Raw genomic sequence first — 16,844 nt, forward strand, 5'->3', positions numbered from 1 at the left:
AATAGTCATGGCTGGTGGTAAAGAGATTAAATCAAAGATCGGAAGTGTACAAAATACACAGAAGATCACCAGCGCGATGGAAATGGTTGCAGCTAGTAAAATGCGCAGAGCGCAGGATAGCATGGCTGCTTCTCGTCCATACGCTGAAAATATGCGAAATGTGATCGGTCACATCGCGCTTGGTAATTTAGAATTCCGTCATCCTTATATGGAAGAACGTGAAGCTAAGCGCGTAGGCTATATCGTTGTCTCAACAGACCGAGGTTTGTGTGGTGGTTTAAATATTAATTTATTTAAACAAGTACTTGCTGATGCTGGTAAACAGCAGGAAGCAGGCGCCGAAGTTGAATTTGCTGTAGTAGGTTCTAAAGCTACTGCTTTTTTCAATAATATGGGTGCTAAAGTCGTTTCACAAATTTCAGGATTAGGTGATAACCCTTCATTAACTGACTTAGTTGGTAGTGTTAAGGTTATGTTAAACGCCTATGACAATGGTGAGATAGACAGATTGTTCATTGTATATAACAAGTTTGTTAATACGATGACGCAAAAGCCGACAATCGATCAACTTTTACCTTTGCCTAAGTCAGATGATGACGCAATTAAGCATCGCTGGGATTATTTATACGAACCAGATGCTCAAGCATTGCTTGAACAATTATTAGTTCGTTATACAGAATCTCAAGTATATCAAGGTGTAGTTGAAAATCTCGCATGTGAACAAGCTGCTCGTATGGTTGCAATGAAAGCTGCAACCGATAACGCGGGTGACTTAATTGATGATTTACAATTGGTATATAACAAAGCACGTCAAGCAAGCATTACTCAAGAATTGAGTGAAATTTGTGCCGGCGCTGCAGCGGTATAAGCAAAGGTTCTTAATTTTAAGAGCACAAGATTAGAGGATTAAACATGAGTACAGGTAAAGTCGTCCAAATCATTGGCGCAGTTGTGGATGTAGAATTCCCACAAGATGCTGTACCTCAGGTATATGACGCATTAAATGTAACTGAAGGTGACCTTTCAGGCTTAGTACTAGAAGTACAACAGCAATTAGGTGGTGGTGTAGTTCGTGCTATCGCTATGGGTTCATCAGACGGTTTGCGTCGTGGTCTGACAGTAGAAAACACAGGTGATAACATCCAAGTTCCAGTTGGTACTGCAACTTTGGGTCGCATCATGAACGTATTGGGTGAGCCTATCGATGAAGCTGGCCCAATCGGCGAAGAAGAAAAATGGTCAATTCACCGTGCGGCGCCAGCTTACGCTGAGCAATCAATGTCGAGTGAATTACTAGAAACTGGTATCAAAGTAATCGACTTAGTATGTCCATTCGCTAAGGGTGGTAAAGTTGGTTTATTCGGTGGTGCTGGTGTTGGTAAAACCGTAAACATGATGGAACTTATTCGTAACATCGCGATCGAGCATAGCGGCTACTCAGTATTTGCTGGTGTAGGTGAGCGTACTCGTGAAGGTAACGATTTCTACCATGAAATGAACGATTCTAACGTACTAGATAAAGTATCGTTAGTTTACGGCCAAATGAACGAGCCTCCAGGAAACCGTCTTCGTGTTGCGATGACAGGTTTGACTATGGCTGAAAAATTCCGTGACGAAGGTCGTGACGTATTATTTTTCGTAGATAACATCTACCGTTACACACTTGCTGGTACCGAAGTATCTGCATTGTTAGGTCGTATGCCATCAGCGGTAGGTTACCAACCTACACTTGCTGAAGAAATGGGTGTTCTTCAAGAGCGTATTACGTCAACGAAGAAAGGTTCAATCACTTCAATCCAAGCGGTATACGTACCTGCGGATGATTTGACCGATCCATCTCCAGCAACAACCTTTGCTCACTTAGATGCAACTGTTGTACTTTCTCGTGATATCGCATCGCAAGGTATTTACCCTGCAATAGACCCACTTGATTCTACTTCGCGTCAATTAGACCCGTTAGTAGTTGGTGCTGAGCATTATGAAACGGCTCGTGGTGTTCAATCAACACTACAACGTTATAAAGAACTTAAAGATATCATCGCCATCTTAGGTATGGATGAGTTATCTGAAGAAGATAAGCAAACAGTATCTCGCGCACGTAAGATCCAACGTTTCTTATCTCAACCGTTCTTCGTTGCTGAAGTATTCACAGGTTCTCCTGGTAAGTATGTATCACTTAAAGACACAATTGCTGGCTTTAAAGGTATTCTTGCTGGTGAATATGATGACTTACCTGAGCAAGCTTTCTACATGGTTGGTTCTATTGAAGAAGCAGCTGAAAAAGCGAAAAACATGTAATGTAGGTTGGTGATTACAATCGTTAACTAACGGTTTAATCACCTATTTAGGAGGTCAACATGGCAATACTTTCTGTCAATCTGAATGTAGTAAGTGCTGAAGAGAGTTTATTCTCTGGCGCTATAGAATCATTACAGATCACAGGTAGCGAAGGTGAACTAGGTATTATGCCTGGTCATGCACCTTTGCTGACCTCACTAAAACCTGGAATGGCGAGAATCGTTAAAAAAGGTGGTAACGAAGAAGTTATCTATCTTTCTGGCGGTATGCTTGAAGTTCAACCTAATCACGTAACAGTATTAGCAGATATTGCAGTACGTGGCGATGACTTAGATGAACAAGCAGCACTTGAAGCGAAAGAACGTGCAGAGAAGCATTTGAATGATCAAGGTAATGATATTGATTATGCGGAAGCTGCGTCTGAATTAGCACGTGCAGTTGCGCAATTACGCGTAATTCAAGCAACAAGCAAAAAGTAGCTCCATTCTAATACTTACATAAGTTTTAGTGATTTAAAAAACGACTTTTTACTTCGGTATAAGTCGTTTTTTTGTTGCTATAAAAAATTTATAAACCCTGTCTTAATTCCATCACATAACCGTCAAATGATAGTAACTTTAATGTAACCCAAGCTTAATAGTTGTTGTTTACTTTAGTTCAGTTTTCTTAATTTAATAAATTGAACTTGGAGCAAATATAGATGATTAAACAAGGACTATCACTGGTTATGGCCAGTATACTATCGTCTGGCGCTTTAGCCCAAACGGTACCTACTTCACAAACTTCTAATACTTGGTATCAGCAAGGCCAAGAAAAAATAATAGCAAAGCTTAACCAACAACGATCAATAAAAGCAAAAAATGTCATCTTATTTGTGGGTGATGGAATGGGAGTTTCAACATTGACCGCTGCGAGAATTTTAGAAGGTCAATTAAATGGTGGAATGGGTGAAGAGGGTTACTTAAGTTTTGAAGAGTTTCCTTATTCAGCATTAGTTAAAACGTATAATGTTGATGCTCAAACACCAGACTCTGCAGGCACGATGACAGCGATGATGTCAGGTTTAAAGAGCGACGCAGGTGTCTTGGGTGTGAATGAAGACGTTGTTCGTGGAAACTGCGCGTCAACCAAAGGAAATGAAGTTGTAACAGCTGTTGAACTAGCTGAAATAAAAGGCATTTCAACAGGTATTATTTCAACCGCACGAATAACCCATGCCACGCCAGCAGCAGCTTATGCAAAATCAGCTGATCGTAACTGGGAAGATATTTCTGATATGAATATTGCAGAAAACCCTGAACGTGCAAACTGTGAAGATATTGCTGCTCAACTTATTAACTTTGAAACGAACTTAGAAAAACGCTTTTTAGGTGTCGACGTTGACGGTATTGAAGTAGTTATGGGTGGTGGTCGCCGTCACTTCTTGCCAAAAGATGCGGCATTTAATAGTGCTGATGCGGTAAGTGCAGTGGAAGGAGATCGTACTGATAGCCGTAATTTGGTGAATGAATGGCAAGAAAAATACCCTCAAGGTCGATATGTTATGGATAAAGCGGGCTTTGAAGCTATTGATGCTGAAACGACACCGCAACTATTTGGTTTATTTAATGAATCTCATATGCAATATGAAGCGGACCGGATGAATGATATTGCTGGAGAACCTAGCTTAGCAGAGATGACAGCTAAAGCGATTGATGTACTAGACAATAACGAAAAAGGGTTTTTCTTAACTGTCGAGTCAGGTCGTATCGATCATGGCCATCACGCTGGAAACGCAAGTAATGCCTTAACGGATACCATCGAACTAGCTAAAGCCGTTAAGGCTGCAATGGATGCAACAAATGAAGAAGACACATTAATCATTGTTACAGCTGATCATAGCCATGTATTTACTATTGCGGGTTACCCTAAACGTGGTAATCCTATTTTAGGTAAAGTCGTTGGCGTTGGCTCAGAAGAACCTTCATTAGCAAAAGATGGTATGCCATATACCACTGTGGGCTATGCGAATGGCTTAGGCTATCGAGATTTAGGTAATGAAACGGATGCTGACGCTACTTATAGTGAAGGAGCAATGGCTGGGCGTATTGATTTAACTTCTGTTGATACAACGGCTTCAGGATTCCATCAAGAAACAACGGTTCCATTGGGATCAGAAACCCATGCCGGTGAAGATATTTCTGTACATGCGATGGGGCCAAGCGCTCATCTTATTCAGGGCACAGTAGAGCAAAGTGTCATTTTCCATTTAATTAATCGCGCACTAGGCCTAGTTGACTAATGTCATCCAATAATAATTAAGGATATAAACTTATGAAAAAATATATTATTTCAGCAATCACAGCTTCATTAACATTAGCACTAAGTGCATGTGGTGATGGTGATAACGGAAAAGATGGCGTAAACGGCACTAATGGAAGTAATGGTGTAAATGGATTAACAAGTTTAGTTAAGCAAACAGAATTACCTGTGGGTGACAATAATTGTTTAAACAGCGGCGTTAGAATAGATTCAGGCATTGATGCAAATAGCGATGGTGTATTAGAAGAAAGTGAATTTAGTGAAAGCCAGTTTGTGTGTGCGCCAACTATTAATGAAGTAGCCTCAGCAGATATCGCAACCAATAGTTATAATTCGTGGTTTGTTGCTGGCGCTTCTGAAATAGCTGCAGCTGAAGCTATTTGGCAAGAAGTAAGCGAGCAGGCTAATGCTACCTCATCGGCTACTAAAGTTGCTTTCGCTAACACACAAGCAGAGCTTGATAGTCTTAGAGGTACTGCAAAGAATGTGATTCTTTTTGTCGGCGATGGTATGGGCGTTTCTACAGTAACGGCTGCTCGTATTTTAGATGGACAAAGTAAAGGATTAATGGGCGAAGAAAACCAATTAAGCTTTGATAAATTTCCTTTCTCGGGTTTTGCAAAAACCTATAATGTTGATGCGCAAACACCAGACTCAGCTGGCACAATGACCGCAATGATGTCTGGAATAAAAACAGACGTTGGCGTTATTGGTGTAGATGAAGATATTGCTTATGGTGATTGTTCTACTGTAGCGGGAAATGAAATGATAACCGCATTAGAATTAGCTGAAATAGCAGGTAAATCAACAGGCATTATTTCAACCGCACGGATAACACATGCCACACCGGCAGCTACTTATGCAAAATCTGCTAATCGAAATTGGGAAGATGTTTCTGATATGCCGCAATCTGCTATTGATGGTGGTTGTGAAGATATAGCTTCTCAATTAGTAAACTTTGAAGCGAATTTAGAAGCGCGCTATGCAGGTATTAATGTTGATGGCATTGAAGTGGTTATGGGAGGTGGTCGACGCCACTTTTTACCAAAAGATGCAGCATTCAATAGTGCTGATGCAGTGAGCTCTGTAGAAGGTGATCGCACTGATAATCGTAACTTAGTGACAGAATGGCAAGGAAAATACCCTCAAGGTTCGTACATTATGGACAAAACTGGGTTTGATAGTATTGATACGAATACGACTCGCCAACTGTTTGGTTTATTTAATGAATCACATATGCAATATGAAGCTGATCGCGGTAACGATATTGCAGGTGAACCAAGCTTGGCTGAAATGACAACAAAAGCCATTGATTTACTTGATAATAATGAAAAAGGATTCTTTTTATCAATTGAGTCTGGACGAATAGATCATGCTCACCATGCCGGTAATGCCTACAACGCATTAAATGATGCCATTGAGTTTTCAAAAGCTGTGCAAGCAGCAGTGGATGCGACAAATGATGAAGACACGTTAATTATAGTAACTGCTGATCATAGTCATGTATTTACTATTGCAGGCTACCCTAAACGCGGTAACCCTATTTTAGGTAAAGTGGTTGGTATTGGCTCAGAAGAACCTTCGTTAGCAAGTGATGGCATGCCTTACACCACATTAGGCTATACCAATGGTTTAGGTTACCGAGATTTAGGTGATGAAACCAATGCTGATGCCTCTTATATGGAAGCTGCTGTTACGGGGCGTGTAGATTTAACTAACGTTGAAACACAAACGCCAGGGTTTCATCAAGAAGCATTAATACCTTTATCTTCTGAAACTCATGCAGGTGAAGATGTTGCTGTTTATGCAATGGGCCCAGGAGCACAACTTGTGACTGGCACTAATGAGCAAAGCTTAATATTTCATATCATGGACTTTGCTGCAGACTTGAGCAATGAAAATTCGATGAATTAATATTGTAATGTGACTGGATAGGGAAACCTTGTTTCCCTATTTTTATGGGAAAAATTAATGAAAAATTTTGTTATTCTTTTTTGTTTTATGGCTAGCCTGTTAATGAGCTTTGAAAGTTATGCCACGGAACAATGTATAAATAAAAATCAGCAATTAGGCGCGATTTACTTAATTGAAACCTCACATAAAGATCATGAAACTAAACCAACCAAAGGTAAATTTGAGTTGTGGCGAAATGGCCATGATATTTTACATATCAACCCATCGAAACAAACCACGAACCAGTGGCATAGCTTAAAAAATAATAGTTTTCGAAAAGTAAGTTATTTTGACCATTATCAAAAAGGTATTGAGTTTGAACCCATAGCTTTAACAAAAGCTAAATGGCAATTGAAATATCAGTTAGTTTCAGAAGAACAACTATCTAAAATGACATTAATATCAACTAAAGGTAAACGTTGTGATCGTATTGAACATTATAAATTTACAAACAAAGATCAATCGATAGAACTGTGGTGGCAGCCAGAGTTGCAACTTGCACAAAAAATTATCTATCATGAAAAAGAAACAATAACGGTTTGGCAGTTAAATAAAACCATCTTTTTAAAAAGTGACATAGAAAATACATTTAACAAAATCGAACATTATCAAATGACTGATTACGCAGACATTGGTGATAATGAATCAGATCCGTTTTTAAGAAAAATGATACGTTTAGGCTTTATTAACCATGCGGGCAGTGGTTTTTACGACGCACAAGGTAATCAACTAGCACACGATCATCAACATTAATAACAGGATGTAATATTTAAACTAGCCCAGAAGTAAATAACAAGGTTACAATATTCATTACACCCTAATTAGAACACGGAATTTTTATGTCGCTATCAGTTGTCATTCTTGCTGCGGGTAAAGGTACTCGCATGCGCTCTTCTCTGCCAAAAGTATTACATCCAATTGCTGATAAGCCTATGGTGAGTCATGTAATTGATGCAGCTCGCCACTTAAACGCTGAAAATATTTATGTGGTTTATGGATTTGGTGGAGACGTTTTAAAAGCAGTGGTTACTGGTGACGATTTAACGTTTGTTGAACAAAAAGAGCAGTTAGGAACAGGCCACGCAGTGGATATGGCATCACCTTATTTAAAGGATGATGAAAATGTTTTAGTGCTTTATGGTGATGTGCCGTTAACGAAAGTTTCAACCTTAGAAAGTCTGATAGAAGTAAAACCAGACCAAGGTATGTCTTTATTGACAGTTCATTTATCAAATCCAACCGGCTATGGTCGAATTGTGAGAGAAAATCAAACGGTTGTTGGTATTGTTGAACAAAAAGACGCCAATGAAGAGCAGTTAAAAATTAATGAATGTAACACAGGCATTCTTTTAGCAAATGGTAAAGATTTAAAGCGATGGTTAGGAAATTTATCTAACGAAAATGCCCAGGGCGAGTATTACTTAACAGATATTATTGCTGCTTGTCACCATGAAGGCAAAGAAATAACTACAGCACACCCTGAAACTGAAATTGAAGTAGAAGGCGCTAATAATCGCGTACAACTTGCGGCATTAGAAAGAGCATTTCAATTACGTAATGCTGAAGCGTTAATGATTGCAGGGGCAAGTCTTCGAGATCCTAATCGAATCGATATTCGAGGAAAAATGATGATAGGTCAAGAAGTACAAATTGACATTAATTGTATTTTCGAAGGAGAAGTGGTGTTAGCGCATGGCGTAACAATTGGTGCTAACTGTATTTTGAAAGATTGCTCGATTGGTGAAAATACCGTGATAAAACCCAATACGATTATCGAAGGTGCCGTCATTGGAGATAACTGTTCTGCGGGACCATTTGCTCGTATTCGACCAGACAGCGTAATGAACGAAAACTCTCACATTGGCAATTTTGTTGAGATGAAAAAAACCACCTTAGGTAGTGGCAGTAAATCAGGGCATTTAACGTATTTAGGCAATACCACAGTTGGCAACAACGTTAATATAGGAGCTGGCACAATTACATGTAATTATGATGGTGTTAATAAATCTCATACCACCATAGACGATAACGCTTTTATTGGTTCAAATAGTTCATTGGTTGCTCCTGTATTTATTGGTTCTGGTGCTACTGTTGGGGCTGGATCTGTTATTGCAAAAGATGTAGAAGTGGATGAGTTAGCCGTAGCGCGAGGAAAACAACGCAATATTGCCGGTTGGAAAAAACCGACTAAAAAATAATAAATTCACTTATCTGGGGTATTAAGCCGATTTAATACCCTAACCTTAATTCCTACATACGATTTCATACCACCAAATAATAAATTCTGATTGTTTTTTATCACAACTTTTGCTTAAATGGATAAGTTTTAAAACGAAACTTAATTAAGTAAATCGAAAGTTATGACAAAAAGAAATACTAAACAACGACGCCATATCATTATTACTGAACTAAATAATTCAGGGGAAGTAAGCGTTGATCAACTTTCTAAGAAATTTGATACCTCAGAAGTTACCATAAGAAAAGACTTAGCAGCACTGGAGAATAGTGGGTTATTACTGCGCCGCTATGGTGGTGCTGTTTCATTACCGAGGGAATTAATTGAGCCAAAGTGCGAAAAACTTTCAAAACGAAAGATTAGTATTGCTAAAAAAGCAGCAACTCTCATCCGTGATCATAATCGCATTATTTTAGACAGTGGCAGCACAACATCGGCACTCGTGAACGAACTGAGTAAAAAATCTGGTTTAGTGGTAATGACAAACTCATTATCGATAGCATCAGAAATACATGCCTTAGAAAATGAACCGACCTTATTGATGACCGGTGGTACATGGGATCCTCTTTCTGAATCATTTCAAGGAAAAGTAGCTGAAAGTGTTTTGCGCTCTTATGACTTTGATCAGTTATTTATTGGCGCAGATGGCATTGATATTGAGCGTGGCACTACTACCTTTAATGAATTACTTGGTTTAAGCCAAGTGATGGCTGAAGTGTCTCGTGAAGTGATTGTGATGATCGAATCAGAAAAAATTAATCGTAAAATTCCGAATTTAGAAATCCCATGGCAACAAGTGCACACACTTATTACTGATGACGATTTATCTGAAGACGTGAGAAATAAACTAATAAAACAAGGCATAAATTTAATTTGTGCAAAGTAAAAATTAAAAAGGAAAGATAAATATGTGTGGGATCGTCGGTGCAGTTGCACAACGTGATGTGGCAGATATATTAGTAGAAGGACTTAAACGTCTAGAATATCGAGGTTATGATTCAGCTGGTGTGGCGATTATCAATAATGATAAACAATTACAGCGATCTCGACGTTTAGGTAAAGTTCAAGAGCTTGCAGATGCATTAATTGCAACCCCGCTTTTTGGTGGAACAGGTATTGCGCATACTCGTTGGGCAACACATGGAGCACCAAGTGAAGTCAATGCTCACCCTCATTTATCAAGTGACAATATCGCTGTCGTGCATAACGGCATTATTGAGAACCACAAAGAACTGAGAGAAAAACTACAAACATTAGGTTATGTCTTTGTTTCTGAAACAGATACAGAAGTGATTGCCCACCTAGTACATCATGAATTGAAAACAGCTGATTCACTTGTACAAGCAGTACAAAAAACAGCACTTCAGCTTGATGGCGCATACGGCACTGTAGTGATGGACAGCCAAGATAAAGATCGAATTGTGGTTGCTCGTTCTGGTAGTCCATTAGTGATTGGTTATGGCGTAGGTGAAAACTTTATTGCTTCAGATATGATGGCATTATTACCCGTAACGCGTAAGTTCTCTTTCTTAGAAGAAGGCGATGTTGCTGAAATCACACGCTTTTCGGTTAATATTTTTGATGTTGAAGGTCTACCGGTTGAACGTGAAGCTAAAGAGCGCGAAGTCGCTCAAGACATTGGTGACAAAGGTGAGTATCGTCACTACATGTTAAAAGAAACTTACGAACAGCCTACCGCTATTCGTAATACCCTTGAAGGTCGTTTAATTGGTCACGCATTAGATGTAAACACCTTTGGTGATGGTGCTGACACTATCTTTAAAGAAATTGAACATGTACAAATTATCGCTTGTGGTACTAGTTACCATTCAGGCATGGTGGCACGGTATTGGTTAGAGTCGTTAGCCGGAGTTTCTTGTAATATCGAAATTGCCAGTGAATTTCGCTACCGAAAATCTCATGTTCCTAAAAATGCCCTAATCGTCACTATTTCACAATCTGGTGAAACGGCAGATACTTTAGCAGCATTACGTTTAGCAAAAGAGCTAGGCTATCGAGCAAGTTTAACGATTTGTAATGTCACGGGCTCTTCTTTAGTGCGTGAATCTGATTTAGCCTTTATGACTAAAGCCGGCGCAGAAATTGGTGTTGCATCAACAAAAGCCTTTACCACTCAATTGGTTGGTTTGTTGATGATGACCTTAGCCATCGGCCAACACAATGGCATGAGCGAAAATGTTCAACATGACATTGCTCAATCACTACTAACCTTGCCAAATAAACTTGATGAAGTACTCGCATTAGCTAATTCTATTGAAGATTTAGCTGAGGATTTTGCTGATAAACATCATGCATTATTTTTAGGTCGAGGTGATCAATACCCAATCGCAATGGAAGGCGCGTTAAAGCTAAAAGAAATTTCATATATTCATGCTGAAGCATACGCGGCAGGAGAACTAAAACACGGGCCATTAGCCCTGATAGACGCTGAAATGCCGGTTATCGTGGTTGCGCCACAAAACGATTTAATTGAAAAATTAAAATCAAACGTTGAAGAAGTACGTGCCCGTGGCGGTCTAATGTATGTATTTGCAGATGCTGATGCAAAATTTGAAAGCGATGACACCATGAAAGTGATCAACGTGCCACATTGTGACGACTTAATCGCACCCATTGTTTATACATTACCCCTGCAATTGTTGTCATATTATGTGGCGATTATTAAAGGCACCGATGTTGATCAACCACGAAATTTGGCAAAAAGTGTCACGGTTGAGTAACTTTTGATTGATAAATCACATTCCTGTGGGATAGTAATATAGTTTGACCCTGTTATGGGAAAGTGAAAGCCGACAATTATGTCGGCTTAGTTTTATGTTCAAGCTTAATTCAATTCATTTAACTGCATAATGGGTCTTACTTCTACTGTGCCTTTTTTAGCGGGTGGTAAACTTGCTGCTATCTCAAGAGCTTGGTCTAAATTATCCACATCAACAATATAGTAACCTCCGAGTTGTTCTGTGGTTTCGGCAAAGGGACCATCTGTGATTTGCTGTTTACCATTTCTCACCCGTAAACTAGTGGCGCTAGTAATGGGGTGTAATGGGGCAGAAGAAATCAATTTTCCTTGTGCCGTTAATGCTTCACTGATTGCTCTTGATTTTTTATAACAAGCTTCGCTTTCTTCTTCGGTCCAGCAATTTTCATCACTATAAATTAACAGTATATATTGCATAATAACTCCTTAGTTAAGCGCCATTTTCGGGCAACATGACCATCCAATTAACCCCAAATTTGTCGGTCACTTGGCCGTAGAGTGGTGACCAAAATGTTTCTGCTAAGGGCATGTTTATTTTTCCTTCTTTAGCTAAAGCAGCAAAAATTGCATTGACTTCCTTAGCTGTTTCTAGGGTCAAGGCTAAACTAAAACCGCTCATTTGGGTACCATCTCCACAACCATCTGAGGCTAAAAATCTAGCATTACCAAGCGTAAATTCGCCATGCATGATTTTATTTTTATATTCTTCGCCTGATAAATCATCAGGTAAAGGCTCTGGGCTTTCACTAAAGCGCATTAAAAAATGAATTTCAGCCCCTAGCGCTTGTTGATAAAAATTCAGCGCTTTTTCACAATGTCCAGAGAAAAATAGATAGTTGTTAACCTGAGTTTTTGATGAAGCTAGCTGTTGTCTCATTTTTTCTTCTTGTGCTAATACGGCTTCACTACCACTCACTTCTGCAAAATCCTCCATGGTGTAGAATGGGCGAATTTCAATTTCAGAATCTGCCGTCATTGGGTTAGGGCACTTTTTCACCCACTCAATAGCCTCTTCCATTGAATTTACATTCCATATCCAATAACCGGCAATGAGCTCGTTGGTTTCGATAAAGGGGCCTTGGGTAAGATCTCGATTTTCGCCACTAAAACGTACTCTAAAACCTTCACTACTTGGTTTTAGACCTTCTCCCGATTCCACAATGCCTGCATTTACCAGCTCTTGATTGTAGTTACCCATAGCCGTTAATAATTCAGCACTGGGTAGCTCGCCTTGTTCAGAACTGTTTGTTGCTTTAATCATTATCATGACTTTCATAATATTTTCCTTATAAACTAATTATTGAACTTGTTGTTGCGTGCAAGGATTTGTTGATTAATGGTTTCATCTGCACAGCGAATTTCAAACGGCCCCATTTTAACGCCCGGGTGTTTTGCCATTAAGCTAATGGCATGATTAAGATCCTTAGCCTCAAGAAATAAAATACCACCCAATACCTCTTTGGTTTCTGTGAAAGGCCCATCCAGTACATCGACATCACCACTTTTAATTCTTAATGTTACAGCGTTAGCGGCTGAACCTAAGGCTTCTCCCCCTAAAAAATGTTTACCTCGACGTAATTCATCATCGTAGGCAAAACACTCTTCCATTAGTTTAGTCTGCTCTGACTCAGGTAATGCATTCCATTTCACTTCATCAAAATATCCAAGGCAAATAAATTTCATAAATACTCCTTAATCGGCTTAACTTTAGCTTTACGTTATTGTGCTTGGTATTAAGTAATCGAATGAGTGTCAGTGAAATCGACAAAACCAGAAAATATTTTCAAAAAATTAAATTTTGTCGTTTATTGTTTTTTTATGTTGAGTCAGTTTTTGTTGCAAGTAACGTTTTTCAGGGATTTGCTTGACTAAAGATAAGGCCATTTCAAATGCCTTGATTGCTGCTGGTAAATCACCAATACGTGCTAAAAGTTCACCTTGAGTAGAATGTAATTTATGGTAATGATTTAACTTTCCCTGTGCTGATATCCCTTCGATAATCTCTAAGCCGGCTTGCGGCCCACTGCGCATGGCAACGGCTACGGCGCGGTTTAGTTCGACAACCGGAGAAGGATCCACTTTCATTAACAGGTCGTAAAGTTCAATAATTTGTTGCCAGTCGGTAGAGGTGGTTGATTGTGCATGTATTGAGGCAATAGCGGCTTGTATTGTATAAGTACCAATATTTTGAGTGGCAAGCGCTTGTTGCACCAGTGCTACACCTTCGGCGATTAAATCTGGTCGCCATAAAGCGCGATTTTGTTCTGCAAGCAGTACAATGTTTCCCTGTTCATCAACTCTAGCTTCGCGTCTTGACTCATGTAATAACATCAAAGCTAACAAGCCCATCACTTCTGAGTCGGGCAGCAATGATAAAACAAGACGGCAAAGCCTGATGGCTTCATTGGATAAATTAACTTTACACAGTAAATTACCACTTGAAGCAGCATAACCTTCATTAAAAATTAAATAGATGACTGATAAAACCGCATCAATTCTATCGGGTAAATCAGCGGCTTGTGGGATCACAAAAGGGATGTTTGTGCGTTTGATTTTATTTTTACCGCGTACAATTCGCTGTGCCATAGTCGCTGGCGTAACAAGGTAGGCGCTGGCAATTTCTTCCGTGGTTAATCCGCAAACTTCTCGTAAAGTGAGTGGGATTTGCACTTGAATATTAATCGCAGGGTGGCAACAAGTGAAAATCATGCGCAGTTGATCATCTTCTATTTCTTGTTGATTGACATGTTTATTATGTTCTTCAAGATCGGTAATTAACTGTTGAATGTCTGGCTCTAACTTAGCAATGCGTTTTTTTCTACGTAAATTATCTATTGCTTTAAAGCGTCCTGTAGAGATCAACCAAGCGGTCGGGTTTGCCGGAACGCCATTTTCTTTCCATGCCTGTAATGCCACAGAAAATGCTTCATGCATAGCTTCTTCAGCAAGGTCAAAATCACCTAGCAAGCGCACCAAAGTCGCTAATACTTTTGCTGATTGCTCTTGATAAAGTTGAGCTAAATGTTGATTATGCGGATCAGCTTGTGGCATTGAAATGTCTTTTAGTTAGGTTAATTCAAATAAATTAGGCTAAAGCGAATATACCGAGTTATTGCTTTCGAAAATGAGCCACTAATGCATTTGCATGGCCATGACCTATACCCATTAAGGTATAACTTCCTCTACTTGCAAACTTTCATTTGCTGTTTCTTGTTGTTGGGCTGATGCCAATGCACGTTTAAGCCATAATAATCCAAATAACGAGGCAATCACGCTACCAACGACAATAGATAACCAAACGGTCCACAGTTCTAATGACAATAAGTTAATGGTAATAAAACTAATCACCAGCGAAATACCAATTCTTGCAAAAGTGATCCAAAAGCCTGGCCATGATCTTCCTATTCCTTGAAAAATACTGGCTTCAATAAAAGCAACGGCAAAAAAGATATACCCCAAAGGCACGATACGAAAATATTGTAAGGCATATTCAGACACCAGAGGATCCGTGGTAAAAATAGCCACAATATAAGGAGCAAAAATAAAAACCAGCAAACTAAAGATTAGCGCAGAGCCTGAGCCATAACGGACAGATATATTTAAAACCGCGCTAACTCTATCGTGATTACCAGCACCTATGTTTTGACCAATCATAGACATTGCCGCAAACCCAAAGCCAATTGCCGGAATAAAGGCAAAAAATTCTATTCTAAAACCGATAGAAAATGCCGCAGCACCGGCTTCTAAAAAAGTTGCCGAGACAATAAACATTAATGCCGAAAAACCGAGTGGGTTAAGTACTTGGTTAAGTGAGGCGGGTAATCCAATATCTATCACTTTTTTTACTGATAGCCAATTTAACCGTAAATACTTTAAATGTAGGGGCACCATCATAGAGGGCTTCATTAGCAACCTTAAGGCTAACACGATAAAAACAGCTTGCGATATCAAGGTAGCATAGGCCGCACCTGCAATACCCAGTGCAGGGAAGCCGGCGTAGCCAAAAATAAAAATGGGATCAAGTAGCATATTGATCACGGTAGAAAGGGCGAAGAGTTTAGTCATAGTAAAATTGTCGCCCTGAGCATTATAAGAAATCGAAATCATCATCATCAAAAATGTCAGTATTGAACCTGCAATGATCACAATAAAATAAGGCGTAGCTAACGGTAATATATCGCCAACAGCGCCTGAAATAACAAGCAACTGCTCGCTAAAACTAAGCGTAACTAAAGTGAAAAGTAGCGCGGCAATAATAGTTAACAGAAAACCTTGTCCCAACACCCGTTCAGCAAGGGCTATTTTTTTGGCACCAATATTCTGACCAACCAATACCGAAGTACCCACTGAAATCCCCATGGCTAAACTGATCGTAATAAACAAAATAATTTGTGCAATAGACACAGCAGCAATGGCAGAAGCCGAAATTTTTGCCACCCAAAATGCATCCACTAAATTGTAGAGTGAATGAAAAAACATTGAGAGCATCATAGGCCACGCCAAAGACCATAACTGCTTTGGAATATGGCCACTTGTTAGATTTTGTCCTTGCATTATTTAACCTTATTTCATTGTCCCGCAGGGAGCTTCAACTGATATAAAATTGATTGAGTATTCTATTACTCAAGTGAGGCTGATACTTCACATGAGTAGTCGTTTAAGAAAACCTTAAATCGACAGGTAAGCTACATTTATCGAAATATTATTTTTAATCAAAAACTAGCTGTCGGCAATTGTTCAGCTACTAGGTTAAGTTCAATACTATGCTCTAGCCAAGCTTTTAAAGCCGCTAACACCATAGTGTAAGCACCTTTACCATCAATGGCTTGCTTGATAATTTCATCCTCACTACCTTGACCATCAGGTTCGAGTTGATCGGTGAAATTGATATCATTAGCCGTGTTTTTGGTTTACTCATGTTGCAATACATTGATTAGTTTCCCAAAGGGATCTCGAATGTAAAACCTACGAACGCCCCAAGGTTCTGATGTAGGTCCATATTCGATCTGAATTTTGTTAGCTTTAACTCTTTTTTAGCACTACATCAAGCTGGTCAACTTCTATTGACAAATCGGGAACTGGTGTACCAGAACCTCCCTCAGATGCGACACTAATTTGTGCAGTCATTTCTTCGCCAGAACTATAGGTCTTAATCCATCCGTGATCCATAACAAGCTCAAGGCCTAAAATAGACTTATAGAATGTGTTAGCATCATTGGTGTCTGATGCTGCAATATTTGAAACTATTCGTTTTACTTTCATTTAAAAAAACCTATT

Annotated in this window: 16 protein-coding genes; 9 read left to right on the plus strand and 7 right to left on the minus strand. The window is 39.3% G+C overall.

The window, feature by feature from the left end:
* The first annotated feature begins 7 nt into the window (after window positions 1-7).
* The 9 genes from atpG to glmS all read left to right on the plus strand — a co-directional run bounded on the left by atpG (window position 8) and on the right by glmS (window position 11,529).
* Complete coding sequence (gene atpG / locus Q4493_RS13065) at window positions 8-868, plus strand: F0F1 ATP synthase subunit gamma (protein ID WP_303453376.1); 861 nt, start codon at window positions 8-10, stop codon at window positions 866-868.
* A 44-nt stretch (window positions 869-912) separates the two neighbouring features.
* A complete protein-coding gene (gene atpD / locus Q4493_RS13070) occupies window positions 913-2,298 on the plus strand; it encodes a F0F1 ATP synthase subunit beta (RefSeq protein ID WP_303453379.1) in 1,386 nt (461 codons plus the stop codon).
* Window positions 2,299-2,357: 59 nt separating this feature from the next.
* The gene (locus Q4493_RS13075; RefSeq protein WP_303453381.1) at window positions 2,358-2,777 is read left to right on the plus strand and encodes a F0F1 ATP synthase subunit epsilon; all 420 of its coding nucleotides are present in this window, start codon (window positions 2,358-2,360) and stop codon (window positions 2,775-2,777) included.
* A 248-nt stretch (window positions 2,778-3,025) separates the two neighbouring features.
* The gene (locus Q4493_RS13080; RefSeq protein ID WP_303453383.1) at window positions 3,026-4,579 is read left to right on the plus strand and encodes an alkaline phosphatase; all 1,554 of its coding nucleotides are present in this window, start codon (window positions 3,026-3,028) and stop codon (window positions 4,577-4,579) included.
* Window positions 4,580-4,611: 32 nt separating this feature from the next.
* Window positions 4,612-6,513 carry an alkaline phosphatase gene (locus Q4493_RS13085; protein WP_303453386.1) on the plus strand — a complete coding sequence of 634 codons (1,902 nt, stop codon included), beginning with the start codon at window positions 4,612-4,614 and terminating at the stop codon, window positions 6,511-6,513.
* 57 nt (window positions 6,514-6,570) lie between these two features.
* Window positions 6,571-7,305, plus strand: coding sequence for a hypothetical protein (locus Q4493_RS13090; RefSeq protein WP_303453388.1), 735 nt, complete (start codon window positions 6,571-6,573; stop codon window positions 7,303-7,305).
* Window positions 7,306-7,391: 86 nt separating this feature from the next.
* The gene (gene glmU / locus Q4493_RS13095) at window positions 7,392-8,750 is read left to right on the plus strand and encodes a bifunctional UDP-N-acetylglucosamine diphosphorylase/glucosamine-1-phosphate N-acetyltransferase GlmU (protein WP_303453390.1); all 1,359 of its coding nucleotides are present in this window, start codon (window positions 7,392-7,394) and stop codon (window positions 8,748-8,750) included.
* A gap of 162 nt (window positions 8,751-8,912) precedes the next feature.
* On the plus strand, window positions 8,913-9,674 hold the full coding sequence (locus Q4493_RS13100; protein ID WP_303453393.1) for a DeoR/GlpR family DNA-binding transcription regulator: 762 nt from the start codon (window positions 8,913-8,915) through the stop codon (window positions 9,672-9,674).
* Window positions 9,675-9,696: 22 nt separating this feature from the next.
* Window positions 9,697-11,529, plus strand: coding sequence for a glutamine--fructose-6-phosphate transaminase (isomerizing) (gene glmS, locus Q4493_RS13105; protein WP_303453395.1), 1,833 nt, complete (start codon window positions 9,697-9,699; stop codon window positions 11,527-11,529).
* A gap of 104 nt (window positions 11,530-11,633) precedes the next feature.
* Here glmS and Q4493_RS13110 read toward each other — a convergent pair whose 3' ends face one another.
* From Q4493_RS13110 to Q4493_RS13135, 7 genes are all read right to left on the minus strand, one after another.
* Window positions 11,634-11,984 (minus strand): YciI family protein, encoded by a 351-nt coding sequence (locus Q4493_RS13110; RefSeq protein ID WP_303453398.1) that lies wholly within the window; start codon window positions 11,982-11,984, stop codon window positions 11,634-11,636.
* 13 nt (window positions 11,985-11,997) lie between these two features.
* Window positions 11,998-12,843 (minus strand): VOC family protein, encoded by an 846-nt coding sequence (locus tag Q4493_RS13115; protein ID WP_303453400.1) that lies wholly within the window; start codon window positions 12,841-12,843, stop codon window positions 11,998-12,000.
* Between the two features lie 17 nt (window positions 12,844-12,860).
* Window positions 12,861-13,250, minus strand: coding sequence for a YciI family protein (locus Q4493_RS13120; RefSeq protein WP_303453402.1), 390 nt, complete (start codon window positions 13,248-13,250; stop codon window positions 12,861-12,863).
* Window positions 13,251-13,358: 108 nt separating this feature from the next.
* Complete coding sequence (locus Q4493_RS13125) at window positions 13,359-14,618, minus strand: RNA polymerase sigma factor (protein ID WP_303453404.1); 1,260 nt, start codon at window positions 14,616-14,618, stop codon at window positions 13,359-13,361.
* 114 nt (window positions 14,619-14,732) lie between these two features.
* On the minus strand, window positions 14,733-16,121 hold the full coding sequence (locus tag Q4493_RS13130; RefSeq protein WP_303453405.1) for an MATE family efflux transporter: 1,389 nt from the start codon (window positions 16,119-16,121) through the stop codon (window positions 14,733-14,735).
* Window positions 16,122-16,477: 356 nt separating this feature from the next.
* On the minus strand, window positions 16,478-16,579 hold the full coding sequence (locus Q4493_RS17755) for a hypothetical protein (RefSeq protein WP_368506787.1): 102 nt from the start codon (window positions 16,577-16,579) through the stop codon (window positions 16,478-16,480).
* A 10-nt stretch (window positions 16,580-16,589) separates the two neighbouring features.
* Window positions 16,590-16,829 carry a hypothetical protein gene (locus Q4493_RS13135; RefSeq protein WP_303453407.1) on the minus strand — a complete coding sequence of 80 codons (240 nt, stop codon included), beginning with the start codon at window positions 16,827-16,829 and terminating at the stop codon, window positions 16,590-16,592.
* Window positions 16,830-16,844 lie beyond the last annotated feature (15 nt).

The organism is Colwellia sp. 1_MG-2023 (genome assembly GCF_030546755.1).
In the GTDB taxonomy this organism is placed as follows: Bacteria; Pseudomonadota; Gammaproteobacteria; order Enterobacterales; family Alteromonadaceae; genus Thalassotalea_H.